This window comes from Kribbella pittospori (genome assembly GCF_004331465.1).
Classification (GTDB): Bacteria; Actinomycetota; Actinomycetes; order Propionibacteriales; family Kribbellaceae; genus Kribbella; species Kribbella pittospori.
In genome coordinates, this window is record NZ_SJKB01000013.1 from 164358 (window position 1) to 188334 (window position 23977).

The window sequence follows — 23977 nt, forward strand, 5'->3', positions numbered from 1 at the left end:
CATGGCTGCTGACGCAGTCCGCGGCGCCCCGCGGACGTACGGGAACTGGCGGCAGCCCGCCTCGGCGGGGATCGCGGGCCTCGGTTCGCTCGGCACCGCCCTCATGATGGGCGGGCTGGTCATGACGATCATGGCCACGATGGCCGGCGGTCTCGTCGGCGCGATCGTCACGCTGCTGATCGTCGGCGTCTGCCTGCTCCTGCTGACCACCAAGGACAAGCACGGGCTGTCCGCCCTGCAGCGTCTCTCCACCCGGATCGGATGGGAACGAGCGAAGATGGCGAAGCACAACACCTACCGGTCCGGCCCACTCGGCCGCCCCGCGTGGGGCACCTTCCAGCTCCCGGGTCTGGCCGCCGCGTCCCAGCTGAGCGAGTTCGAGGACTCGTACGGACGGCCGTTCGCGCTGCTGTTCTACCCGAGCACCCGGCACTTCACCGTCGTCATCAACGCCGAGCCGGACGGTGCCTCGCTGGTGGACCAGGAGCAGGTGGACGTCTGGGTCGCGCACTGGGGTCAGTGGCTCGCCGCGCTCGGCCACGAGCCGGGCATCGTCGCCGCATCGGTGACGGTGGAGAGCGCGCCCGACACCGGCATCCGGCTGCGGCGCGAGGTCGGCAGCAACATGCTGGACGGTACCCCGGCCATCGCCCGGGCAATGCTCACGGAGGTCGTGCAGACGTACCCGGAAGGCTCAGCGCTGATCTCGGCCCGAGTCGCTCTGACGTTCAAGGGCACGGACCGGAGCGGCAAGCGCCGCAAAGAGGAGGACATGGGCCGTGAGCTCGCGTCCCGGCTGCCTGCTCTCACCCAGAGCCTCAACGCCACCGGTGCGGGTGCGGCTCGTCCGGTGACCGCTCAAGAGTTGTGCGAGACCGTCCGCATCGCCTACGACCCGGCGTCCGCCGTACTGATCGATGAGGCGCGGAGCCACGGGGACGTGCCGGAGTTGCAGTGGACCGACGTCGGTCCGGCCGGCGCGCAAGGGTTCTGGGACAAGTACCGGCACGACTCCGCCTGGTCGGTGACGTGGCAGATGACCCAGGCGCCGCGTGGTGAGGTGTTCTCCTCGGTGCTGTCCCAGTTGGTCGCGCCCCATGCGGACATCGATCGCAAGCGAGTCACCCTGCTCTACCGTCCGCTGGACGCGGCCACTGCGGCCCGGGTGGTCGAGGCCGACAAGCGCAACGCGTCGTTCCGCGCCACCACTTCGAGCCGTCCGTCGGCCCGGACAATGACCGAGGCCAGGGCGGCGGAGCGGACCGCGCAGGAGGAGGCGCGCGGCGCAGGACTGGTCAACTTCGGCATGGTCGTGACCGGCACGGTGATGACCGCGGAGCAGATCCCGGACATGATCGCCGCGATCGACAATCTGGGTGCCACCGCCCGCGTCCTGCTCCGGCCGGCGTACGGCTCGCAGGACTCCGCCTTCGTGGCCGGGTTGCCGCTGGGCGTCGTACTGCAGAGCCATCTGTCCGTCCCGGCCGGCATCCGGGAGGCGCTGTGAGGGCCGCCGACCCGGTCCGCACCGGCAAGCGGCCGATGTCGCGCGGCTGGCCCGGTGCGGGCCGCGGCTACTCGACGTACCTCCAGGCTCCGGCCGAGTGGCGCGGCACCACAGTCCAGGTCTGCGGACTCTGGCCCTTCGCCGCAGGCACCGGCAGTCCCATGGTCGGCGTACCCATCGGCCGCAACATCCTCTCCGGCGCCACCCTCTGCTGCGATCCGATCAACTGGTTCACCCGAGCCAACCTCATCTCCAACCCGTCGATGTTCGTGCTCGGCAGGCCCGGCCTGGGCAAGTCCACGGTGGTCCGTCGGATGGCGTTGGGGCTGGCGGGGTACGGCGTGCAGCCGTTGGTGCTGGGGGATCTGAAGCCTGACTACCGAGACCTGATCGAGGCGCTGGGTGGGCAGGTCATCCGGTTGGGGCGTGGCCGCGGGCATCTGAACGTGCTGGATCCGGGGGAGTCGCGTACGGCGGCGCAGCGGCTGACCGGGAAGGCGCGCGAGGCGATTCAGGCCGATGCACACGGACGCCGCCACACGATGGTGTCGGCGCTGATCTCGATCATGCGCTCGGCGCCGCCGACGGACCGCGAGGAGACGATCCTCGACGAGGCGCTCAAGGTCCTCGACGAGCGATCCACCGGTACGCCGGTACTGCGCGATCTGCTCCAGGTCGTCCAGGACGCGCCGGACCGGGTCCGCAACGTCGCCCTGGATCGCGGCAGCCTGGATCGCTACCGACAGATCACCGAGGGGCTTGAGGCATCGCTGATCGGTCTGGTCGGTGGTGGCCGGCTGGGCGAGATCTTCTCCGCGCCGACCGACAACCCGATGCGGCTCGATCGGCCGGTCGTGTTCGACGTTTCCTCGATCGACGACTCCGAGACGAACCTGCAGGCCGCCGTACTACTCGCCTGCTGGTCCTACGGGTTCGGCGCGGTTGCGGTGTCGCAAGCGTTGGCGGACGCCGGCCTCGAGCCGCGACGGCACTACTTCGTCATCCTCGACGAGCTGTGGCGCGTGCTGCGCGCCGGGCGCGGTCTGGTCGACCGCGTCGACGCGCTGACCCGGCTGAACCGTCAGCGCGGAGTCGGTACGGCGATGATCTCGCACACCATGTCCGACCTGCTCGCGCTCGAGAACAGCGAGGACCGGATGAAGGCGAAGGGCTTCGTCGAGCGGTCCGGCATGGTCGTGTGCGGCGGTCTGCCGCGCGCCGAGATGGAGAACCTGACCGAGGTCGTGCCGATGTCCGAGGAGGAGCAGAACATGCTCATCGGCTGGCAGGACCCACCCGCCTGGGATCCGGCGACCGGCGTGGAGGTCGCGCCACCCGGCCGCGGCAACTTCCTGGTCAAGGTCGGCGGCCGTCCGGGCATCCCGGTGCACGTCAGCCTCACCTCGGTCGAGCGCGAGATCAACGACACCAACAAGCTCTGGAGGACCGACCCGGTGCTGGAGCTGCCGCCGCCTGACCCGGCCACCCGCGTGCTCGCGCGAGCGGGAGGCGACGGGTAGATGGCCGACGGCAGGCGGAGTACCGGACCGGGCGTGCTGTCCGCCGAGACGATCCTGGTCTTCATCGGCGTCGGCGTCTTCACGATCGGCGTCGTGGGGATCTGGGGAGCGCTCAAGACTGCCGCTGCGATCGACGGAACCCAGACGGTACCGGACCCGATGACCGCACTCGTCGATCTGATCGACGGCCAGCTGCAATGGTCGACCGCGGCCACCGGGGTACTGATCCTCGAGGTCGTAGTGCTGCTGGTGATCGCGGTCGCCGTCCTCGGCTTGAGGCGTCGGAGCGGTGGCGGCCGGATGGACCGGCAGGCGCACCTGATGGCGAAGCGCTCGGAGATCTCGAAGCTCACCCGCGCGGGTGCGCAGGGGATCGCCGACAGGCTCGGCGCCGGCGACGCCGGTCCCGGCATCCCGATCGGCCGGACTGTCCGCGACGACCTGGAGGTGTTCGGATCCTGGGAGGACATGCACATCGACATCTGGGGACCGCGGACCGGCAAGACGTCGTCCCGTGCCGTGCCCGCGATTCTGGATGCGCCGGGCGCGGTGGTTGCCACCTCGAACAAGCGCGACCTGGTCGACACCACCCGCGGTCCGCGGCAGGAGCGAGGTCCGGTGTGGGTGTTCGACCCACAGCAGGTGTGCGAGGAGCCGCCGACCTGGTGGTGGAATCCCCTCACCTACATCACCGACGAGGTGAAGGCGCGGGACCTGGCCGGGCACTTCGTCGCGTCGCAGCGCCGGGAGAACGCCCAGACCGACGCGTTCTTCGATGCCGCCGGCACCGATCTGCTGGCCGGACTGCTGCTCGCTGCGGCGGTCGCTCGGCGCCCGATCACACAGGTCTACAGCTGGCTCGCTGACCAGCGGAACGACGAGCCCGAGCGGATCCTGCGCAGTACTCCCGGCCTGCAGTTGTCAGCGGACGCGCTGGCCGGTGTGATCAGCGCGCCCGACAAGCAGCGCGCCGGTGTCTACGGCACGGCCCAGCAGAGCGCCCAGTTCCTGGTCAACCACAAGGTCACCCGATGGGTTGTCCCGCAGGGACAGAACGATCAGCGTCCGCAGTTCGATCCGCACGAGTTCGTCCGCCGGGGCGGCACGCTCTACAGCCTGTCCAAGGAAGGCGCCGGTACGGCGGGACCGCTGGTCACCGCGTTGACAGTGGCCGTCGTAGAGGCGGCCGAGCAGTACGCGAAGAGCTGCCCGATGGGCCGGCTGCCGACGCCACTCGTCGGCGTACTCGACGAGGCCGCGAACGTGTGCCGATGGAAGAACCTGCCCGATCTCTACAGCCACTTCGGTTCCCGCGGCATCGTGCTGATGACGATCCTCCAGTCGTGGGCGCAGGGGACGGAGTGCTGGGGCGAGCGCGGCATGGACAAGCTGTGGTCCGCCGCCAACATCCGCGTGTACGGCGGCGGTGCCTCGGACGCGACGTTCCTCGAGAAGCTGAGCAAGCTGATCGGCGACTACGACATCACCACGAGCTCGGTGTCGTACAGCAAGGGCGAGCGCGGCATCAGCCGGCAGATCCAGCGGCACCACATCCTCGAGGTGTCCGACCTCGCCGCGTTGCCGTCCGGCCGCGCGGTGGTGTTCCCGTCCGGCATCCCGGCGACGATGGTGAAGACGGTGCCGTGGTTCGCCCGGCCGGATGCCCCCGCGGTGGAGGCCTCGCTGGCGAAGTACGATCCGGGAGCGACCGGCGCCCGTACGCTCGAGCCCGCTGTGCCGGTCGGCGTCCCGGTGTGGGAGCAGAGCGAGGAGCAACGTGGTGGATGGTGAACAGGAACTCTTCTACCCGCACGTCGCGGCATTCGTCGAGGACCGGTTGATCTACCTCTACACCCGTCGGCTCGGGCAGCAGTTCGTCTGGTGTCCGGAGTGGTTCCGGCACGCCGAGGCACTCAGCCGGCTGGACTCGCTCTGGCGTGCCTGGGAGCACCTGCGGCTGGATCCGGCCACCGGGATGTCAGCCTGGTGGCGCGACCACGCGGACCCGCAGATGTCGGTCCTGCTCGACCCCGACGGTCCGTTCGCGGCGTGCCGAGGTGCCCATACGGAGTACCCGATCCCGCCGCTGCCGGTCGAGGACCCGCCCGCCGGACTGTTCTTCGACCAGCGGCAACCGAATCTCCGGGGGATCTGACATGTGGAAGTGGACCAACCTGCTGCTCGCCTTTCTCGTGGAGCTGGTTGCCTTAGGCATCTTCGCCTGGTGGGGTTCGCAAGCAGCGGACAACACCGGGCTGCGGATCGTGCTCGCCATCGCACTGCCCGTCGTCGCGGCAGTGATCTGGGGCCTGTACGCCGCTCCGACCGCCAAGCGGGGTACGCCGGTGGTGCGGACCGTGGTGAAGGTCCTGGTGTTCGGCCTCGCCGGCGCCGCGCTGTGGAGCCTCGGTCACCCGGTGCTCGGCGTCGTCTTCGTGGTGGTCGTCGCGGCGAACCTGCTGATCATCCACGTGCAGAAGCTCAGCCCGGACACACCGACGCGCAACGTCAGCGAGTAGCGCCGGTCACGAGCCAGGCGTCGCTGCGTTCGCGCGTCATGAGAGTGAGCAGCCGCAGCAGCATGAACCCGCCGAACGCCCACCACAACGCGACGATGCCGCCGTCGAACCACAGCACGCTCAACGCCAGCGGCACGTACAGCACGAGCGCGATCACCCCGGCCACCGCCAGATACGGACCGTCTCCGGCGCCGATCAGTACGCCGTCCAGGACGAACACCACGCCGTTCACGGGTTGCCACAACTCCGCGACGATCAGTACGGCGGCGAGCGACTGTCGTACCTCGGGATCGGTGGTGAACCACGGAACGTAGATGTCGCGCAGACCCCAGAGCGCGAGTCCACCGACGAATCCGGAGACCAGCCCCCACCACATCATCCGCCGAGTGATCGCGCGGGTGCCGGCTACGTCGCCTGCGCCGAGCGCCCGGCCGGTCAACGCCTGTGCCGCGATGGCGATGGCGTCGAGTGCGAGCGCGAGGAACGACCAGAGAGTGAACGCGACCTGGTGCGCGGCGACCGACGTCGTACCCAGAGCGGTGGCGACGAACGTGAGCAGGATGAGTGCCACCCGCAACGTCAGGGTGCGGACGATCAGCGGGATTCCCATCTGCGCGGACGCGAGGATGCCCGGTCTGTCCGGTCGCAGCTTGGCGCCGTCGCGTCGGGCGCCGCGAACGACCACCACGACCAGCGCAACTCCGGCCGCCGTCTGTGCGAGCGCCGTACCCAAAGCCGAGCCGGCGATGTCGAGGTCGAGGCCGTAGACGAGCAGGACGTTCAGGCCGATGTTGACGAGGTTGGCGGAGATGGCGACGACCATGGGCGTCTTGGTGTCCTGCAAACCACGCAGTACGCCGGTCGCCGCCATCAGCAGCAACATGGACGGGATGCCGAAACACGAGATGCGCAGATAGATGACGGCGTGATCTGCTACATCCGGCGACGGGTCGAACGCGGCGATCGCGACTGGAGAGAGCAGCAGTCCAGCGATCGCCAGTACGACGCCCAGCAGCAGCGCCAGCCAGAGTCCGTCGATGCCCTGGGCCAGTGCGCCGCGGTGATCACCCGCGCCGATCCGGCGAGCCACTGCCGACGTCGTGCCGTACGCGAGGAACACGCAGATCCCGACGAGCGTCTGCAGGATCGTGCCGGCGATGCCGAGTGCGGCGAGTTGCGGCGTACCCAGGTGGCCGACGATCGCGGAGTCGGCGAGCAGCATCAGCGGCTCGGAGACCAGCGCGAAGAACGCCGGGACGGCGAGCCGCAGGATCTCGCGGTCCTGGGGACCGATCAGTCGTCGCAGTCCTGCCCGGCTCGGCTCAGTCACCGCGCCGCCGTCGCCAGCGCGCGGTATGTCATGAGCATGCGGCCCATTGTGCCTGACCTGGGCTGTGCACAGACGGCCGGATCCCACAGTCCGGAAGAAGGTCGCCGACTTTTTCTTCTCCACAGTTGTGAATGGGTGAAACCGCAGGTCAGGGTGATGTTTTGGATCCCTTTCCACAGATATCCACAGGATTGTGCCCAACCTGTGCACACCCGATCACGGGGTTTCCCACAGCTCGTCCACACCCCCTGTGGACGACCGGCTAGCACCCGGTGACCAGACCGGCGTACGGTCGCGTGTCTGGCGCCGTCCGCAAACTGTCGGTGGCTGTGTTTACGGTTCGATCAGGTGTTCGAATCCCGGCCTACGATGGTTGGGGTGGCGCGTCGGTGGGCGGACGAGGAGGTCGGGCGAAGTGAGCGTGGCGGAGTTCCGCGGGGGGCAGGGCGGCGGCCAGGAAGAGCGCAGCCCGGAGATGGGCTTCGACCGCACGCCGCCGCAGGATCTGGCCGCGGAGCAGTGTGTGCTCGGCGCCATGATGCTGAGCAAGGACGCGATCGCCGACGTGATCGAGACCCTGCGCAGTACTGACTTCTACCGGCCGGCGCACGAGATCGTCTTCGACGCGATCACCGACCTGTATGCCCGTGGTGAGCCGGCCGACGCGATCACGGTCGCGGCCGAGTTGAACCGTCGCGGCGAGATGGCCCGGATCGGCGGCGCGCCGTACGTGCACACGCTGGTCGCTTCCGTCCCGCTCGCGGCGAACGCCGGGTACTACGCGCACATCGTCCGGGAGAAGGCGATCCTGCGCCGCTTGGTCGAGGCCGGCACGAAGATCGTCCAGCTCGGGTACGCCGGTGAGGGCGAGGTCGACGACGTCGTCGACGAGGCGCAGGCGGAGATCTACTCGGTCACCGAGAAGCGGACCGCCGAGGACTACGCGCCGCTGAAGGACATCATGGAGGGCGCCCTCGACGAGATCGAGGCGATCGACTCTCGTGGCGATGCGATGGTCGGCGTACCGACCGGGTTCACCGATCTGGACGAGCTGACCAACGGCCTGCACCCCGGCCAGATGATCATCGTCGCCGCGCGTCCCGCGATGGGGAAGGCGCTCGCGCTCGACACCCCACTGCCGACGCCGACCGGCTGGACCACGATGGCGGAGGTCGCTGTCGGCGACCAGTTGCTCGACGCCGACGGACTGCCGACCACGGTGGTGGCGGCGACCGAGGTCATGGTCGACCGGCCGTGTTTCCGGCTGTCGTTCTCCGACGGCAGCACGATCGTCGCCGACGCCGAGCACCAGTGGCGGGTCGAGGACGGCGGCCGCCCGGTGGTCTGCACGACCGCCGACCTGTTCACGGCGATGTCAGCGAGTCCCGGACTGACACCGCCGATCACCGGGTCGGCGCCGCGGCAGATCACCGGGCACGGCTTCCCGGCCGCGCTGGCCGGCGAGGGCGAGCGGCGGGTGGAGTGGATCCACCAGGTCGACAGTGTGCCGGTGCGCTGCGTCGAGGTGGACAACCCCGACCACCTGTACCTGGCCGGCAAGACGATGATCCCGACCCACAACTCCACCCTGGGTCTCGACCTGGCCCGCTCGGCGTCGATCAGGCACGGTCTGACCTCGTGCATCTTCTCGCTGGAGATGAGCCGCAACGAGATCACCATGCGTCTGCTCTCCGCCGAGGCCAAGGTGCCGCTGCACCACATGCGCAACGGCAAGATGACCGACGAGGACTGGGCCCGGCTGGCCCGCAAGATGGGCGAGGTCTCCGAGGCGCCGCTGTTCATCGACGACTCCCCGAACCTCACCATGATGGAGATCCGCGCCAAGGCCCGCCGCCTCAAGCAGCGCCACGACCTCCGCCTGATCGTGATCGACTACCTCCAGCTGATGACATCGGGCAAGAAGGTCGAGTCCCGCCAACTCGAAGTCTCCGAGTTCTCCCGCTCCATCAAGCTCCTCGCCAAAGAACTCGAACTCCCCGTAGTTGCCATCTGTCAGCTCAACCGAGGCTCCGAGCAACGCTCCGACAAACGCCCCATGGCCTCCGACCTCCGCGAATCCGGCTCGCTAGAACAGGACGCCGACGTTGTCATCTTGCTCCACCGGGAAGACGCCTACGAGCGCGAATCCACCCGCCCCGGTGAAGCGGACTTCATTGTGGCGAAGCATCGTAATGGGCCGACGGCGGATGTTGTTGTTGCGTTCCAGGGGCATTACTCGCGGTTCGTGGACATGGCGCACGACGGCTGAGCGGGTTCCGGGGTACGACGGATGCTCGTCCTGCTGGTGGTTGCCTGTGGCTACGACCTGGCGGGGCTGGACCTGGGGTCTACGCAGTGGTGCTGCGGGTCGTGGTGCGGTCGGCGAGGGTGAGGGCGAGGCCTAGGAGGGGGCCGAAGGGTAGGGCGAAGCCGATCCAGTAGAAGCGTTCGGCTGAGAGTAGGACGAGGAACAGCCATCAGGCTTGGTGGTTGCCGGTCCAGAGGAGTACGCCGAGGGCTCCTTCAGCCGCGCAGACCGCGATGAAGCCGGCTACGCAGGCGAGAACTGCTGCTACTCGGTTCACAGAAGCCCCCTCCTTCTGCTGCGAACCATTACCACTAGGAGTAGACGCCGCGCAGACCGTGTACTTCAACTACCGCACGAAGGACGAGCTCGTCCGTGCGTTCCACGAGTGGATGGTCCTGGAGGCCGGCTGGACCAAGCGCCGGTGGGTGAGCTGGGCAACGGAGACCCTCGGCAGTCAGCTGGTCGGGTGATCAGCGGTTTTTCCAGCGGTGGGCTGAGATGGACTCCTGGGCTAGGAGGCGGAGGGAGGAGATGAGGGTTTCGCCGAGGATGGTGCCGATGACTACGGATTCGGCTAGTTGGTCCCGGGTGGGGTTGGTGGTGACGGCGTCGATCTCCAGTTCGGTGAAGCGTTCGACGGCGTCGGCGTAGGCGTCGAGGAAGCCGACCAGGTCGTCCTGGCCGAGGGTGCGCAGGGCGGCGACGGTTTCGATCAGGGTGGCAAGGGCGGGGGCCTCGGGTTCGACGGACCAGCCTCGGCGGGTGATCAGTTCGGTCACCTGAGTGGTGGCGGCCGCGCGGGCCTCGTCTGACGCGGTCTGTTTGCGGGTCGGCGTGAGCGCGCGATGGGCTCGGCCGATCTGTTCGTGCAGAGGTACGTCGTCCGCGTCGAGCGACTCGAGGATCTCCTTCACCTGCGCGAGCGGGACCTGGGCCAGCTCGACCAGTGCCCGGATCAATCGCAGCCGGCGGACGTGGCGCTCGCCGTACGACGCCTGGTTCGGGCTGCTGAGTTCGCCCGCCGGGAGCAGGCCCTCGCGCAGGTAGTACTTGATCGTCGCCACCGGGACCTCGGTGGCCCGGCTCAGTTCCCCGATGCGCATTCTCGCTTGCCTTCCTGTTGCCTGTGATGGATAGTATCAGTATCCATAAGCGGATACTTTCACTATCCATGTAAGGAGATGGGGCAGATGATCCCCCTTGTTCTGGTCGTGGCGACGTTCGGCTTCCGGGCGCTCGGCGCGCTCGGGGTCCGGCGGTTCGCGACCTGGCCCATCGGCGCGGCGCACGCGATGGCAGTCATGCTGGTGTTCACCGCGAGCGCGCATTTCGTCCCAGCCGATGTCACGGTGATGCCGAACCACGCGGACATGGTGCGCATGGTGCCGCCGTTCCTGCCGTTCGCGGATGCCCTGGTGTACGTCACCGGCGTACTGGAGTTGCTCGGCGCGGCCGGTCTCGTGCTCACCGCGACACGTTGGGTCGCCGGGTATGTCTTGGCCGCGTTGTTCGTGGCGTTGCTCCCGGCAAACATCCACGCCGCGGTCGCCGACGTACCGTTCGCCGGCGGCGAGGCGACCCCGCTGTGGCAGCGGATCCCCGAGCAGATCCTCTACCTGGCGGTCGCGCTGTGGGTCGCCAAGACCACCAAGCCCATCGCGGCACAGCAAAAGGAGTTGGTGTACGCATGACCGAGGCGTCGCGGATCATCGCCGGAGCGATCCTGCTCACGATCGTCACGATCCAGTTCGGCGGCTACTTCATGACCAAGATCGTCCGCGGCCAGGTTCCGATGACGGACTTCCAGAAGTCGTTCGCGCGAGCCGGCCACGCACACGCCGGCGTACTCGTGATCCTCAGCCTGGTCGGTCTCCTGTACGTCGACCAGACCAGCCTGTCCGGCGCCATGCTCTGGGTCGCCCGCCTGGCGATCCCGGTCGCGACGATCCTCATGTCCGGCGGCTTCTTCGCCTCGTCCGCCGGCAAGGACCGGACTCAGCCGAACCAGTTCCTCTGGGTCCTCTGGCTCGGCGCCGCGTCGCTCGCGCTCGGCGTCCTGACCCTCGGCATCGGCCTGATCGTCGCGTGACCTCAGCCGGCTGCGACGGTTCGGGCCGGCTGGGTCGAAGCGATCGCCGCGCCCGCCCCGAACCCCTCGGCGCGGGCGGCGATCCGGTCGCCGGTGATCGCGACGGCATGTTCGAGGTCGTCGCCGATCACCTCGCAGCCCAGGGCAGACGCCAGTACGCCGTCCTCGTCGTGCACCACCTGCACCCGCGGCAGCGGGGCTACTTGCCGTAGGCAACCAAGAAGACTGTCGGTGGTATACCGAGCGAGCGGCCCGAGCTCGGACGGATCGCTGGACACCAGGGCGATCGTGACCGCTCCGTCGGTCGACCGTACGACGTCCTCCGCGGCGGCGAGGCGGTTGAGTCCGAGGATGACGACGATGCCGGTGCCGAACTCCGCCGTACGGCGAAGCACCTCGTCGGTCACGGATGGCGGCGACCAGGACTCGTGCGCCGGCCGCACCGGGGGCGTGGTTGGTGGAGGTCTCCAGAGATCATCGACGTCGAGGTCGGCCAAGCCCGCACAGGCACGAGCGACGGCGAGCGGCTGGACGAACCCGGGGGCCGAGGCCAGTTGCGTCGCACCGGTCAACAGCGTGAGCGCGAGCCGCGAGACCTGGATCCGCCGACCGAGTTCGCCAGGGCTCAGCGCGTCGAGGGCGAGGCCGAGGAGGACCGCGTTGAAGCCAAGCAACGAGGCGTACGGCGTCCCGAAGTCCGCCAGGTCAGGCTCTGCACCCGGGTGTTCCCGGTCGAACCACGACGACGCGAAGGCGGCCAGCCCTTCGGTCGGCGTGCTCACCGCTCGGCGTGCACCCCGGCCCGGCCGGTTCTGATCAGCGAGGGCGGTCAGGTAGAGCGCGCGCTTGCCGGCGAAGTTGGAGTACACCGCACCACGGGTCAGGTCGGCGCGGTCGGCGATGCGGTCGATGGTCGCGTCCCGGTAGCCGTGCTCGGCGAACTCCGCCCGCGCCGCGGCCAGCACCTTCGCACGGTTGCGGAGTTGCAGTTCCGCCCTGCTCAAGCGGCTCACGGCCACCACTCTAGCACTCAGATGTTGCTATCATCTGGATGACGACGACATCTGAGAAGGCGGTAGGGGATGGCAGCCGAGGTGCTGAAGTGCACGTTCTGCGGCAAGACCCAGCACCAGGTCGGCAAGCTGATCGCCGGCCCCACCCCGCTGTGCATCTGCGACGGCTGCGTCGAGCTCTGCAACGAGCTGATCGCCGAGGGGGAGCTCAGCGACATCAGCGACGACCTGCCCGCCCGGGTGCCGAAGCCACGTGAGATCCGTGAGTTCCTCGACGGCTACGTGGTCGGTCAGGACGACGCGAAGAAGGCGCTGTCCGTTGCCGTCTACAACCACTACAAGCGGCACCGGAGCAAGCCCGGCGACGTCGAGCTCGGCAAGTCGAACATCCTGCTGATCGGCCCGACCGGTTCCGGCAAGACCCACCTGGCCCAGACGCTGGCCCGGATGCTCGACGTACCGTTCGCGATCGCCGATGCGACCGCCCTCACCGAGGCCGGGTACGTCGGCGAGGACGTCGAGAACATCCTGCTCAAGCTGATCCAGGCCGCCGACTACGACGTCCGCAAGGCGGAGACCGGCATTGTCTACACCGACGAGATCGACAAGATCGCGAGGAAGAGCGAGAACCCGTCGATCACCCGCGACGTCTCCGGCGAGGGCGTGCAGCAGGCCCTCTTGAAGATCCTGGAAGGTACGACGGCCTCCGTCCCGCCGCAGGGTGGTCGCAAGCATCCGCAGCAGGAGTTCATCCAGATCGACACGACACGGGTGCTGTTCATCGTCAGCGGCGCGTTCGCCGGGCTCGACGAGTTGGTTGCCCGGCGCACGCGACCGTCCCGGTTGGGCTTCGGCGCCGCGGCCGAGCAGGCCACCACAGCGAAGGTCATGCCGGAGGATCTGGTGAAGTTCGGCCTGATCCCCGAGTTCGTTGGTCGGCTGCCGATCGTCACCAGCGTGCCCGCGCTCGACCGCGACGCGCTGGTCCGGATCCTCACCGAGCCGCGCAACGCGCTGATCAAGCAGTACCGCAAGTTGTTCCGCCTCGACGGCGTCGACCTCGAGTTCACCCCGGACGCGGTCGAGGCGATCGCGGATCTCGCCCTGCTCCGCCGGACCGGCGCCCGCGCACTGCGCGCGATCCTCGAAGAGGTCCTGCTCCCGGTGATGTACGACGTACCCGGGCGTGACGACATCGAGCGGGTGGTCGTGGATCGCGACGGAGTAGAGACCAACGTCAACCCGACGCTGGTGCCGCGGACTCCGCCACGGCGGCGAAGGACCGCGTAAGCCGTTCGCCGACGTCCGCGATCATCGACGCGACCTCCGGCGTTGCCTCGTCAACGGTGAACTCGGCGCCCAGGGCAACGATCGGCACGACCAGGGAAAGCACCAACGACGCGGTGTCCGCGCTGAAGCGGACCACGCACGCGTCCGGTCCGGCCGGCTCGACCGTGCCGCGAACGACACCCTCGAAGGTGTCGACCACGCGCTCGGCCGGGAGCTGAACGGTCAGCCGAACCGCGTGCCGGTACTGCGCGGCTGCAAACGACTCGACCAGGTAGGTCGCCGCGTCCGGAGCCGGCAGCACCCGTGGCGTGAACCGGTGCAGTACGGGCGTCACCTCGGAGATCCGGTCGACCCGGAAGGTCCGCCAGTCGTCGCGCGCCGGGTCGAAGGCGAGCAGATACCACCGCCAGGTCAACGTGAGCAACTGATGCGGCTCGACCCGCCGGCGGGCCGTCGTACCCTGATGGCTTTGGTAGTCGAAGGCAACGATCTCGTGGTTGCGGCAACACCGCGCGAGTACGGCGAGAACGCCAGGATCCACCTGCGCGACACCCGGCCGGGGAACTGCCTCAGCAGCAGAGCCGACCGCAGCCAGTTGCGGTCGCAGTCGCGCCGGCAGCACCTGCTCGAGCTTGGCGAGGGCTCGCATCGAGCTCTCCGCTATCCCGCTCACACCACCTCCCGCCGCGCCGACCAGGCCGAGGGCGACGGCCACCGCCTCATCGTCGTCGAGCAGCAGCGGCGGCAGCGTCGTACCAGGACCGAGACGGTAGCCACCGGCGGTCCCGGTCGTGCCCGTCACCGGGTAGTCGAGGGACCGCAGCCGGTCGACGTCGCGTCGTACGGTCCGCTCGGTGACACCGAGGCGTTCGGCCAGGTCGCGGCCGGACCACTCGCGGCGGCTCTGCAGCAGGGACAGCAACCGGAGCATGCGGCCGGGCAGTTCTTTCCGGGTACTCACCCGACCAGGATGCCTTGCGGACAAGATGTGTCCGCAAGGGATCCTAGCGTCGGTTCCATGATGTTGACGAAGGAATCGAACGGATACGACCAGGCGCGGCTCGGGTTCCAGCGGCGCGACCCGCATCGGCCGGACGTGATCTTCCCGGTCACGAGCGCGGTCGAGGTCGAGGAAGCTGTGCGGTACGCGGCCGAGCACGACCTGCGCCTAGCGGTGCAGGCGTCCGGGCATGGGCTCGCGAAGGGTCTCGATGGCGGTGTGTTGATCGCGACGGGCGCGTTCAACGGCGTCCGGGTCGATCCCAAGCGGAAGACGGCGTGGTTCGAGGCCGGTGCGACCTGGCAGGACGTGATCGAGGCGACGGCGCGGTACGGTCTCGCCCCACTGTCCGGCAGCTTCCCGGGAGTCGGCGCGGTCTCCTACACGCTCGGCGGCGGCCTCGGGTTGATGGCGCGGTGGTACGGGTACTCCGCCGATCACGTCCGCCGGATCGAGATCGTCACCCCGGACGGGGTACGGCGGAATGCCGAGGACGACCCGGAGCTGTTCTGGGCGCTGCGCGGTGGCGGCGGCAACTTCGGCGTGGTGACCGGGATCGAGGTCGATCTGTTCGACGTCGCCACGCTGTACGGCGGCAGCCTGTACTTCGACTTCGTGCAGAACCCGACCGTGCTCGAGGTCTGGGCCGATTGGACCCGGACGGTCCCCGACGAGGTGACCTCGGCCCTCGCGCTGGTGCCGCTGCCGGACGTCCCGCCGATCCCGGAGCCGCTGCGTGGGAGGTATGTCGCCCAGGTCCAGCTCGCGATCCTCGGCGAGGGCGGCGTGGATTTGATCAAACCGCTGCGCGCCATCGGTGAGCCGGTGCTCGACACCGTCGGCCAGCTTCCGTACACCGAGTCGGGCAAGATCTTCGCCGAGCCAGAGCGCCTGGACAGCTACCGCTCACGCAACGCCCTGCTCAGCCACCTCGACCCGGCTGCGCTCGCGACGCTGCCGAAGCTCGCCGGACCGGACGCGTCGGCGATGTGCGTGATCGGCATCCGTCACCTCGGTGGAGCGCTCAGCCGTCAGCCCGACGTACCGAACACGATCGGCCACCGCACCGCGGCGTACTCGCTGACTGTGCTCTCACCAGGCGAGGACGACGTAACCGCCTTGCACCGCAGCATCCTCAAGCCGTGGCGCGGCGTCACGGTCGGCCGCCTGCTCAACTTCTCCGCCGGCCCGCTGACCGGCGACGAGATCCGCGAGGCATTCGACCCGGGGGACCACCGTCGGCTCACCGAGCTCAGGAACAGGTACGACGCCGACCGCCGGCTCGCACCGAATCACGAGCTCTGAGCAGCGCGCTGGAGGATCTCCTCGACCAGCCCGGCCTTTGGTTCGACGTAGGCCGCGCGGTCGGTCGTGAGGAGGTGGGCCAGCTCGCGCTTCAACGCTGCATACCGCTCTCGATCGCCGGCGTCGGCGCGCAAGTGGTCGCGCAGCAGCATGTGGTCGAGATGCGCCTTGTTGCCTTCGACAACTACATACAAGTGGTGGTGATGCGCCGCATCCGCAGGGAGTGTGAACGCCTCCCGTCCGGGGATGCCGAGGTCGCCCTCGTGCTGGTAGCCGGCAGCAACTATCGCCGCGACGGTCGGCGGCACCAGGTCAACAGCTGGGACCACCACGTCGACGTCGATGATCGGCTTGGCGGCGAGCCCCGGTACGGCGGTGCTGCCGACGTGCTCGATCGTGTGCGGGATCCCCTCCAGGTAAGGCGTCAGCCGGGACCGGATCTCCGCGAACCACACCGGCCACTGCGGGTCGTACTCGACCACCGACGCCGGAGGGATCACAGCGCCGCGGTGACGTCGATCTCGACGAGCTGGCCCGTGAAGCCGAGCTGTGCGACGCCGAGCAGGGTGCTGGCGGTCGTGAACGCCGGTGCGAGCGGCGACGCGTTGAGCTGGTCCCACACCGCCCCCAGGTCGTCGCGGTCGGAGCTCGCGACATAGATGACGGTGCGTACGACGTCGTCCGGGGTGGCACCTGCGGACTCGAGCGCGATCAGGATGTTGCGGATCACCTGCTCGGTCTGGCCCTTGAGGCCGCCCTCGGCGAGCTCGCCGGAGGGCTGCAGCGGACACTGGCCCGCCAGGTAGATCAGGGTCTCGGCCCGGACCTTGGTCACATGGTGATAGCCGGGGGTCGCGTGCAGTCCGTCGGGGTTGCTCCGCTCGATCGTCACCCCCCGAGCAAACGCGACCCACCCCACCCGGTCAACGGAATTACCGCGGCCAGATAGGGATCAGGCGTTGATCCGCTGCCCGATGGTGGAGGAGAAGAGGTGCAGCTTTCCGGGCCTGGAGGCTGGCGGATCAGGCCCGGCTTTCTCGGCGTTCCGGCAGAAGGAAGTCGGGCCGGCGTGACTCCCATGGCAGCGGCGGTGGTTGGTTGCCCAGCAGGTAGACGCCGTACGCCGGAAATGGTTCTGCCGCCGGGCCGTTGCGCAGACCGCGTCCGCGCACCGTCCGACCCGACGGCAGAACTACTACTCCGAGTGCGTCCTTCTCCCACGTCTGCACCCGGTCACACTAGTCAGGGGTTCAGCCGCTCCTCGGTGGAGGACGAGAAGAGGTGCAGCTTCTCCGCGTCTGGGGCGAGGTGGATGAGGCTGCCCTTTTCGGCGTTTTGGCGGGTGCTGATGCGGGCGATGATCTGCTGGTCGCCGGTGTGTTCGGCGGTCCCGTAGAGGAAGGCGTCGGAGCCGAGCTCCTCGACCACCGAGACCGTGACCGGCAGGCCCTCGTCGGCGAAGTGGAGCGCCTCGGGCCGGACGCCGATGGTCAGGGTCTTGTCGTCGCCGGCCTTGGCCAGCAGGGCGCGGTCGATCGGGACCAGGTAGTCACCGATCAGCGCACCGCCGTCGGCGATCTTGGCCTCGATCAGGTTCATCGCGGGCGATCCCATGAAGCCGGCCACGAACTTGTTCCGCGGCTTGTCGTACAGGTTCAGCGGGGTGTCGACCTGCTGCAGTACACCGTCCTTCAGCACCGCGACCCGGTCGCCCATGGTCATGGCCTCGACCTGGTCGTGGGTGACGTACACGGTGGTGACGCCGAGGCGGTGCTGGAGCTCGGCGATCTGGGTGCGGGTCTGGACCCGGAGCTTGGCGTCCAGGTTCGACAGCGGCTCGTCCATCAGGAAGACCTGCGGGTCACGGACGATCGCGCGGCCCATGGCGACGCGCTGACGCTGACCACCGGACAGCGCCTTCGGCTTGCGGTCGAGGTACTCCTCGAGGCCGAGCAGTTTGGCCGCCTCGGCGACGCGCTTGGCCCGCTCGTCCTTGTGCAGGCCCTGCATCTTCAGGGCGAAGCCCATGTTGTCGGCGACCGACATATGTGGGTAGAGCGCGTAGTTCTGGAACACCATCGCGATGTCGCGGTCCTTCGGCGGGCTGTTGGTGACGTCGCGGTCGCCGATGTAGATGGATCCCTCGTTGACCTCTTCGAGCCCGGCCAGCATCCGCAGTGCGGTCGACTTGCCCGATCCGGATGGTCCGACCAGCACCATGAACTCCCCGTCCTCGATGTCGAGGTCGAGCTTGTCCACAGCGGCGATGTCGGTGCCCGGGTAGACCCGGGTAGCTCCCTTGAACGAGACAGTTGCCATATCGCGCTTCCTTCCTTCGCCGGCAGGAACGTGCCGGACGATCCGTTGCAAAGGCCCCAGGTCTGGGGTGGCTTGCCTTGGTGACGCATCACCGAGGCACTCAGTAGAACGAGCAACTACTCGTTTACATTCCCGGCCGATGGATCCGCAACAGCATTGACAAGCAAGTTTTTTACGTACAAACTTTTTTGTGTGATCAGAGACGTGATGCACCTGGAGCAGCTCGAACAGGCCGAGGCGCTGTTCAAGCCGCAGCGGATCGAGGTGCTGCGGCGGCTGGCCGAGCCGCACACCTGCGGCGAGGTGGCCGAACAGCTCGGGCAGACTCCGCAGCGCGTCTACTACCACGTCAAGCGCCTCGTCGAGGCGGGACTGGTGACGCAGGTGGACGAGCGCAAGGTGCGCGGCGTCCACGAAGGCATCTACCAGGCGACGGCGCGTTCGTACTGGCTGTCCCCGCGGCTCGTCGGCCGGATCGGCGGCCTCCGCCGGACCCAGGACGAACTGAGCCTCGGCTACCTGCTGGACCTGATGGAAGAGGTCCAGACCGACATCGCCGCGCTGGACCGGACAGCTCCGGAGCTGCCGTCCATCGGGGTTTCCGGTGAGATCCGGGTCCCACCGGACCAGCGGCGCGAGTTCTTCCAGGACCTGCGCAGCACGCTGCAGGACCTGTTCGAGCGCTACGGCGGCTCCGAAGGCGACGCCTTCAAGCTGGCCGTGGCGTGCTACCCCAAGGGAGACCAAGATCATGACTGAACCGCTCATCCTTCAAGTTCGCGCCCGGGCCGGCATCGACGACGTACGGCGGGCGCTGACCGACCCGAAGGCCCTCGACCTCTGGCTCGGCGAGCACTCGAACGTCGACCTGCCCACGACCTTCGAGTTCTGGGGCCGCTACATCCCCGAGGGCGATGCCCCGCACCAGCGCGTGCTGGGGTACGACGGCCAGACGCTGAAGCTGGCGTGGACACTCGACGGTGAGGAGACCACCACGGAGATTGCGCTGACCGCCGAGTCCGACGACGCCACGCTGATCCAACTTACTCAGAGTCACTTCGACTTCGCCGACGCGATCAGCCGGGCGTCGATCCGCGGCGTACTGCAGACCTTCTGGTCGCTCGCGCTGGCCAACCTGGTCGATCACCTGGAAGGGCGCGCGCTCACCACCCGGCCGGACTTCACCTCGGCCGAGTTCACCGGCGAGGCGCTGATCGACGCGCCGATCGCCCAGGTGTACGAGTCGCTGACCACCTCCGAGAAGGCGTCGGCGTGGTTCGGCTACCCGGTCGGGATCGAGCCGCAGGTCGGCGGCCGGTTCGCGATGGGCGGCTTCGACGCGGGACCGGGCGCCACTGTCGTCGGAGTCGTCGAGGGCCAGAGCATGTCGGTCGACTGGGGTGACTCCGGCATCAGCACCTGGGAGCTGGCCGAGTCCGACGGCAAGACCCGGCTCACCTTCGTGATGAGCGGGTTCGACGAGGGCAACCCGCCGTACGCTGCCTGGCTCGGCTGGCTCAGCGGGGTCGCCGCACTGCGCCGCTTCAACGAGCAGAAGAACTGGCAGTCCATCTGGGTGGGTTAGATGGTCGCCTAGAAGGAGCAGGTGCTCCCGGCCGAACCCTCGTTTGAATCGACAGATGGCGAGCGTGAGGCTGGGAGCATGTCTGTCATGACCAGTTCGGGGGTGTCGAGCGGCGCCCGCGTCCGGTTCGCGCATGCGCCGGGGTTCTGGGTGATCGCCGCGGCGTTCCTCATCACCCTGGCGTTCTCCACCGTGCCCACTCCGCTCTACGCCATCTACCAGCACCGCGACGGCTTCCCGACGTACGTGATCACGGTGATCTTCGCCAGCTACGCGGTCGGGGTGATGGCTTCGCTCTATCTGGCCGGGCATGTCAGCGACTGGCTCGGCCGGCGCCGCATCGCGTTGCTCGCCGTCCTGGCCGAGGTGGTGTCGGCGGTGATCTTCCTGGTCTGGCAGGACGTGCCCGGTCTGCTGATCGCCCGCTTCATCTGTGGCATCGGCATCGGTGTGCTCACCGCGACCGCGACCGCGCATCTGTCCGAGCTGCGGCAGATCGCGCGTCCCGCCGAGGACCCGAGCCGGTCGGCGCTCATCTCGAGCATGGTGAACCTCGGCGGGCTCGCGTTCGGTCCGTTGGTGGGTGGTCTGCTCGCGCAGTACGTGGCGTCACCGCTCGAGCGCCCGTACGAGGTGTTCCTCGGGCTGTTGCTGCTCAGTGCGGTCGGGATCGCGTTGGTGCCGGAGACCGTTGAGCGGTTGGAGGAGCGGCCGGCTTATCGGCCGCAGCGAGTCGCCGTGCCGTCCGCCTCGAAGCGTCTGTTCTTCGCGTCGGCGATCGGGGCGTTCGCGGCGTTCGCGATCTTCGGGCTGTTCACGTCGCTGGCCCCGACATTCCTCGGCGGAGTGCTGCACCACAGGGCGCCGTTGCTGGCCGGGGTCGTGACGTTCGTGGTCTTCACCGCCGGCGCGGTGAGCCAGGCCGTGTTCGTCCGGTTCGAGCGCGGCAACCAGCTCCGGATCGGCCTCGCCCTCATGTCGCTTGGCCTGATCGGTGTCGCGACCGGCGGCCTCATCCCCAACCTGGCGGTGTTCGTCGCCGGCGGCGTCGTCGCCGGTGCCGGTGCCGGCCTCGTCTTCCGTGGCGCCGTGGCCACCGCCGCCTCGCTCGCCGGTCCCACGACCCGCGGCGAGGTCCTCGCCGCGCTCTTCCTCATCGCGTACGTCGGCCTCGCCATCCCCGTCCTCGCCATCGGCCTGGGCATCGCCCTCCTGCCGGCCCAGGTCGCCCTGCTGGTCTTCTCCGCGATCATCCTGCTTCTGGTCAATGCCGCCGTACTCCGGATGCTCGCGGCCACCAGGTAGGTCAGTTGTGGTCGTGGTGGACGAACCAGATGCCGCGGGCCGGGACGGTTCCGAGATTGCGGAACAGGTGCGGGACGCTCGAGTTCAGCCCGAGTGACTCACCGGCGTGCAGCATGAAGGTCTCGAAGCCGAAGGTCACTTCGAGCTCGCCCTCGATCAGGTAGCCGTACTCGAACCCGTCGTGGCGCAGCATGCGTTCGTCGTTCGTCGAGCTGGACCCTGGCGGGTAGACGATCTCGATGAAGTCCAGCTGGTGAGCCGTGTTCGTGGCCAGCTGCTCCCAGACCACCCCGGTGTCCATCACCAGTCGGGTGCGGTTGCCAGGCGACGTCACCGACAACCGGCCCATGCTCCCGCTGTCCTCCCAGACGTGTTCCAACGAGCCCAGATCCGAACGCCGGATCGGCTCCGGCTCCTCTTCCGGCGCCGCGATGTCCGGTGCCGCGACGTCCGGCTCGGCTGGGGCGGCGGCTTCCGTGCCCTCGAAAAGATGGTCGATCGAGACGTCGAGCGTCTGCGCCATCGAGTACAGGGTCGCCACCGACGGCTGCGACTTGCCGTTCTCGATCTGCGACAGGAACGACGGGGAGACGCCGAGCCGCCGGGCCAGCTCGCGCAGGGTCATGCCCGACTTCTGCCGTGCCGTCCGCAGCCGGAGCCCGAGGTTCACCGCCGTCGCGTCGTCCGGACTTCGCGGTACGAGAGGTGAGGTCACTGCGGCTCCTTCGGTGATGGTGGCGGGATCGTTCTCGGTCGTGCTCACACCAGCACCATGCCCCCGTCGATCATGATCACCTGGCCGGTCAGGTAGTCGGAGTCGGCCGAGGCGAGGTACAGCGCGGTGCCGAGGATGTCCTCGCCGGTGGCGACCCGGCCGCGCAGGATGTCCGCGGCGAAGTCGGCCATCGCCTGACCGGGCTTGTCCGCGTCGCCGATGTTCATCAGATCCTCGTCCAGCTTCGTCCACAGCGGGGTGTCCACCACGCCCGGGGCGAAGGCGTTGCAGGTGATGTTGTGCTCGGCCAGTGCCCGGGCCGCCGCCTGGGTCAACGCGTTCACCGCGAACTTGCTCGCGCAGTACGGGGCGAACGAGGGAAATCCCTGCCGACCCGCGATGGAGGACGTGTTCACGATTTTGCCCTGCCCCAGGGGCACCATCCTGCGGGCCCCCTCCTGGATGCCGATCAGCGTGCCGAGCGCGTTCACGTCCATGATGGCGTGCCAGTTCTCCTCGGTCACATCCATCAGGTGCATCGGCTGGTTGAAGCCGGCGTTGTTGAAGAGCACGTCCAGCCGGCCGGTCTGCTCGACGAAAGTGTCGAAGGCAGCGCTGACCTGGTCGCGCTTGCTCACGTCAGCGGTGAGCGGGATTCCGGTCAGGCGGGCCGCGGACAGCTCGGCACAGACCTCCTTGGCCGCCTCGGTACTGCGGTCGAGAACGCCTATCGTGGCACCTTCGCGCGCGAGGCCCAGGGCGAAGACGCGGCCCATGCCGCTCCCCGCACCGGTGATGACGATGTTCTTGCCGGCCACTCTTCCGGACATGCGCTCCTCGTTCCTGTCAGTTCGCGCCGAGAGTGTCGCGGACCCAGTCGATCTCGCGGCTGACGTACTCGTCGATGTCCCCGGTCTTCAGGTGCTCCGGCAGCACGTCCCAGGTGTAGGTCTCGATCTCCAGGTGGTCCGACAGGGGCGTACGCCGATGCAGGTCCAGCGCGGCCTCGATCGACGAGCGGGTTGTCCGGAAGCCACCGATCTCGTCGAGGAACACGGGGACGTGGAAGTGGGTCCGCCACTCCCGCTTGCCACCCGGGGCGTCGTACCAGGACTCGATCGCGTCACCGAGGTTGAGGAAACGCGTGAGCTGCCCGTCGCGGCGCTCGGTGGTCTGGCTCAGGTAGATCGTGTCGGTGAACTGCTTCAGGTCCTGCACTGTCTCGGCGGTGACGTCGGGGACCCACAACGCCGCGGCCTCCTGCAGCTTGAAGATCGGGATGCCGGCCGCGACCAGTGACTCCAGTGCGGCCGGGATGTCCTCGAACTCGACCGACTGGTGCCCGATGTCGAACACCACACCGAGATGCCGCCGTACCAGGCCGATCGCCGCCGACACCGGGACCGACGCCCATTTCGCCAGTTCCTCGACGCCAGCCCGCGAGTAGATCCGTTCCTCGAAGTAGCGCACCGTCTCCTCGGTGGTCTCCAGGAAGCAGAACGGTTCCGGTTCGAGTGACAACTTCACCCGGCGGCCGGTACGACGTTCCACATCGATCAGATGGGCGACCGCGCGGAGCAGGTTCGTGGTGAAGCGGTCGATGAACGCCGGCCCGTCGACGTTCGGGCGAAACGCCAGCGGAGCCGTCTGGATCGACGGCTCGACGTCTGACTCGGTGATGTCCACCAGTACGTCGGCGACACCCATCGTGTAGCGGGTGCGGTCCTCGGTGGCCCAGTCCGGCTCGTAGACCTGCTCCATCACCGACCGGCCTTTGAACGGGCCGTGCGGGAACGCGTTGACGGTATAGACGTACAGGTCCTGCGAGCGAAGGAAGCTGAGGAAGTCAGCGCGCTCGCCAGGTTCGGCCAACAGGGTCGCGACCGAGGCGCCGGACAGTCGAAGCGACAGTCCCATCGGCGCATCCGGCGACACTCGCGCCTTCACCGCCGGCACATGCCGGGCGACGCTGTCCCGCATCTCGGCCCAGGTGTCGCCGGGGTGAACGAGGGTCGAGTAGGTGAGGTGACCGAGCCGGTCGCTGAGCTTCATATGGTCGCCTTCGGGCCGATGGGATGATCAGTAATACTGAACAGCAAGCTCGGTAATCGCGTCAAGATCCGCCCACTTGTTCACTAATTGTCAGTTTCGGTGAGGTTTCAGGAAGTTTTC

Annotated in this window: 25 protein-coding genes; 14 read left to right on the forward strand and 11 right to left on the reverse strand. The window is 68.2% G+C overall.

Going from position 1 to position 23977, the window contains the following annotated elements; all coding sequences use genetic code 11:
• Position 1 precedes the first annotated feature (1 nt).
• From E0H73_RS34250 to E0H73_RS34270, 5 genes are read left to right on the forward strand one after another with little or no spacing between them, the layout of a single operon-like run.
• On the forward strand, positions 2–1507 hold the full coding sequence (locus E0H73_RS34250; protein ID WP_202867690.1) for an SCO6880 family protein: 1506 nt from the start codon (positions 2–4) through the stop codon (positions 1505–1507).
• Complete coding sequence (locus E0H73_RS34255; RefSeq protein WP_238164452.1) at positions 1504–3027, forward strand: ATP/GTP-binding protein; 1524 nt, start codon at positions 1504–1506, stop codon at positions 3025–3027. Before E0H73_RS34250 ends, E0H73_RS34255 begins: the two co-directional genes overlap by 4 nt.
• Complete coding sequence (locus tag E0H73_RS34260; protein ID WP_131363444.1) at positions 3028–4818, forward strand: type IV secretory system conjugative DNA transfer family protein; 1791 nt, start codon at positions 3028–3030, stop codon at positions 4816–4818.
• Complete coding sequence (locus tag E0H73_RS34265) at positions 4808–5182, forward strand: DUF4913 domain-containing protein (RefSeq protein ID WP_131363446.1); 375 nt, start codon at positions 4808–4810, stop codon at positions 5180–5182. The genes E0H73_RS34260 and E0H73_RS34265 overlap by 11 nt, the downstream gene beginning before the upstream one ends.
• Position 5183: 1 nt before the next feature.
• Positions 5184–5546 (forward strand): YrdB family protein, encoded by a 363-nt coding sequence (locus tag E0H73_RS34270; protein WP_131363448.1) that lies wholly within the window; start codon positions 5184–5186, stop codon positions 5544–5546.
• Here the strand turns inward: E0H73_RS34270 and E0H73_RS34275 are convergent.
• A complete protein-coding gene (locus E0H73_RS34275; protein ID WP_238164453.1) occupies positions 5536–6876 on the reverse strand; it encodes an MATE family efflux transporter in 1341 nt (446 codons plus the stop codon). The two genes, E0H73_RS34270 and E0H73_RS34275, sit on opposite strands and share 11 nt — an antisense overlap.
• Before the next feature lie 475 nt (positions 6877–7351).
• Here E0H73_RS34275 and dnaB point away from each other — a divergent pair, with 475 nt between their 5' ends.
• Both dnaB and E0H73_RS48105 read left to right on the forward strand, forming a co-directional pair.
• On the forward strand, positions 7352–9145 hold the full coding sequence (gene dnaB / locus E0H73_RS34280) for a replicative DNA helicase (protein WP_131363537.1): 1794 nt from the start codon (positions 7352–7354) through the stop codon (positions 9143–9145).
• Positions 9146–9519: 374 nt separating this feature from the next.
• Positions 9520–9654, forward strand: coding sequence for a hypothetical protein (locus tag E0H73_RS48105; protein ID WP_272949173.1), 135 nt, complete (start codon positions 9520–9522; stop codon positions 9652–9654).
• Here E0H73_RS48105 and E0H73_RS34285 read toward each other — a convergent pair whose 3' ends face one another.
• Positions 9655–10287: a MerR family transcriptional regulator gene (locus E0H73_RS34285; protein ID WP_131363450.1), complete on the reverse strand. Its 633-nt coding sequence runs from the start codon at positions 10285–10287 to the stop codon at positions 9655–9657.
• A gap of 87 nt (positions 10288–10374) precedes the next feature.
• Between E0H73_RS34285 and E0H73_RS34290 the strand changes: the two genes are divergently transcribed.
• Together E0H73_RS34290 and E0H73_RS34295 are read left to right on the forward strand one after the other, a co-directional pair.
• Entirely contained in the window at positions 10375–10875 is a 501-nt protein-coding gene (locus E0H73_RS34290; RefSeq protein WP_131363452.1) for a DoxX family protein, read from the forward strand.
• Positions 10872–11273 carry a hypothetical protein gene (locus E0H73_RS34295; RefSeq protein ID WP_131363454.1) on the forward strand — a complete coding sequence of 134 codons (402 nt, stop codon included), beginning with the start codon at positions 10872–10874 and terminating at the stop codon, positions 11271–11273. Before E0H73_RS34290 ends, E0H73_RS34295 begins: the two co-directional genes overlap by 4 nt.
• A 2-nt stretch (positions 11274–11275) precedes the next feature.
• Here E0H73_RS34295 and E0H73_RS34300 read toward each other — a convergent pair whose 3' ends face one another.
• Positions 11276–12286, reverse strand: a complete 1011-nt coding sequence (locus tag E0H73_RS34300) for a TetR/AcrR family transcriptional regulator (RefSeq protein ID WP_131363456.1) — start codon at positions 12284–12286, stop codon at positions 11276–11278.
• Positions 12287–12355: 69 nt separating this feature from the next.
• On the opposite strand from E0H73_RS34300, the gene clpX reads away from it, so the two are divergent.
• Positions 12356–13576: an ATP-dependent Clp protease ATP-binding subunit ClpX gene (gene clpX / locus E0H73_RS34305; protein WP_131363458.1), complete on the forward strand. Its 1221-nt coding sequence runs from the start codon at positions 12356–12358 to the stop codon at positions 13574–13576.
• Here clpX and E0H73_RS34310 read toward each other — a convergent pair.
• Complete coding sequence (locus E0H73_RS34310) at positions 13524–14537, reverse strand: helix-turn-helix transcriptional regulator (RefSeq protein WP_238164454.1); 1014 nt, start codon at positions 14535–14537, stop codon at positions 13524–13526. The two genes, clpX and E0H73_RS34310, sit on opposite strands and share 53 nt — an antisense overlap.
• A gap of 57 nt (positions 14538–14594) precedes the next feature.
• On the opposite strand from E0H73_RS34310, the gene E0H73_RS34315 reads away from it, so the two are divergent.
• On the forward strand, positions 14595–15881 hold the full coding sequence (locus E0H73_RS34315; RefSeq protein WP_131363460.1) for an FAD-binding oxidoreductase: 1287 nt from the start codon (positions 14595–14597) through the stop codon (positions 15879–15881).
• Here E0H73_RS34315 and E0H73_RS34320 read toward each other — a convergent pair.
• From E0H73_RS34320 to E0H73_RS34335, 4 genes are all read right to left on the reverse strand, one after another.
• Positions 15869–16381, reverse strand: a complete 513-nt coding sequence (locus E0H73_RS34320) for a GrpB family protein (RefSeq protein WP_165555931.1) — start codon at positions 16379–16381, stop codon at positions 15869–15871. The genes E0H73_RS34315 and E0H73_RS34320 overlap by 13 nt on opposite strands.
• Entirely contained in the window at positions 16378–16773 is a 396-nt protein-coding gene (locus E0H73_RS34325) for a RidA family protein (protein ID WP_131363464.1), read from the reverse strand. The genes E0H73_RS34320 and E0H73_RS34325 overlap by 4 nt, the downstream gene beginning before the upstream one ends.
• Positions 16774–16903: 130 nt before the next feature.
• Positions 16904–17110 carry a hypothetical protein gene (locus E0H73_RS34330; RefSeq protein ID WP_131363466.1) on the reverse strand — a complete coding sequence of 69 codons (207 nt, stop codon included), beginning with the start codon at positions 17108–17110 and terminating at the stop codon, positions 16904–16906.
• Between the two features lie 13 nt (positions 17111–17123).
• Positions 17124–18200: an ABC transporter ATP-binding protein gene (locus E0H73_RS34335; protein ID WP_131363468.1), complete on the reverse strand. Its 1077-nt coding sequence runs from the start codon at positions 18198–18200 to the stop codon at positions 17124–17126.
• A 192-nt stretch (positions 18201–18392) separates the two neighbouring features.
• Here E0H73_RS34335 and E0H73_RS34340 point away from each other — a divergent pair, with 192 nt between their 5' ends.
• From E0H73_RS34340 to E0H73_RS34350, 3 genes are all read left to right on the forward strand, one after another.
• On the forward strand, positions 18393–18959 hold the full coding sequence (locus E0H73_RS34340; RefSeq protein ID WP_238164455.1) for an ArsR/SmtB family transcription factor: 567 nt from the start codon (positions 18393–18395) through the stop codon (positions 18957–18959).
• Positions 18952–19785 (forward strand): SRPBCC family protein, encoded by an 834-nt coding sequence (locus tag E0H73_RS34345; RefSeq protein WP_131363470.1) that lies wholly within the window; start codon positions 18952–18954, stop codon positions 19783–19785. Before E0H73_RS34340 ends, E0H73_RS34345 begins: the two co-directional genes overlap by 8 nt.
• 87 nt (positions 19786–19872) lie before the next feature.
• Positions 19873–21090 carry an MFS transporter gene (locus E0H73_RS34350; RefSeq protein WP_131363472.1) on the forward strand — a complete coding sequence of 406 codons (1218 nt, stop codon included), beginning with the start codon at positions 19873–19875 and terminating at the stop codon, positions 21088–21090.
• A 1-nt stretch (position 21091) separates the two neighbouring features.
• On the opposite strand, the gene E0H73_RS34355 is transcribed toward E0H73_RS34350, so the two are convergent.
• Genes E0H73_RS34355 through eboE form a run of 3 tightly spaced genes read right to left on the reverse strand, consistent with a single transcriptional unit; the run spans position 21092 to position 23857 of the window.
• A complete protein-coding gene (locus tag E0H73_RS34355) occupies positions 21092–21853 on the reverse strand; it encodes a helix-turn-helix domain-containing protein (RefSeq protein WP_202867692.1) in 762 nt (253 codons plus the stop codon).
• Positions 21850–22635: an SDR family NAD(P)-dependent oxidoreductase gene (locus E0H73_RS34360; RefSeq protein ID WP_131363474.1), complete on the reverse strand. Its 786-nt coding sequence runs from the start codon at positions 22633–22635 to the stop codon at positions 21850–21852. Before E0H73_RS34360 ends, E0H73_RS34355 begins: the two co-directional genes overlap by 4 nt.
• Positions 22636–22651: 16 nt before the next feature.
• Complete coding sequence (gene eboE / locus E0H73_RS34365) at positions 22652–23857, reverse strand: metabolite traffic protein EboE (protein ID WP_131363476.1); 1206 nt, start codon at positions 23855–23857, stop codon at positions 22652–22654.
• Positions 23858–23977 lie beyond the last annotated feature (120 nt).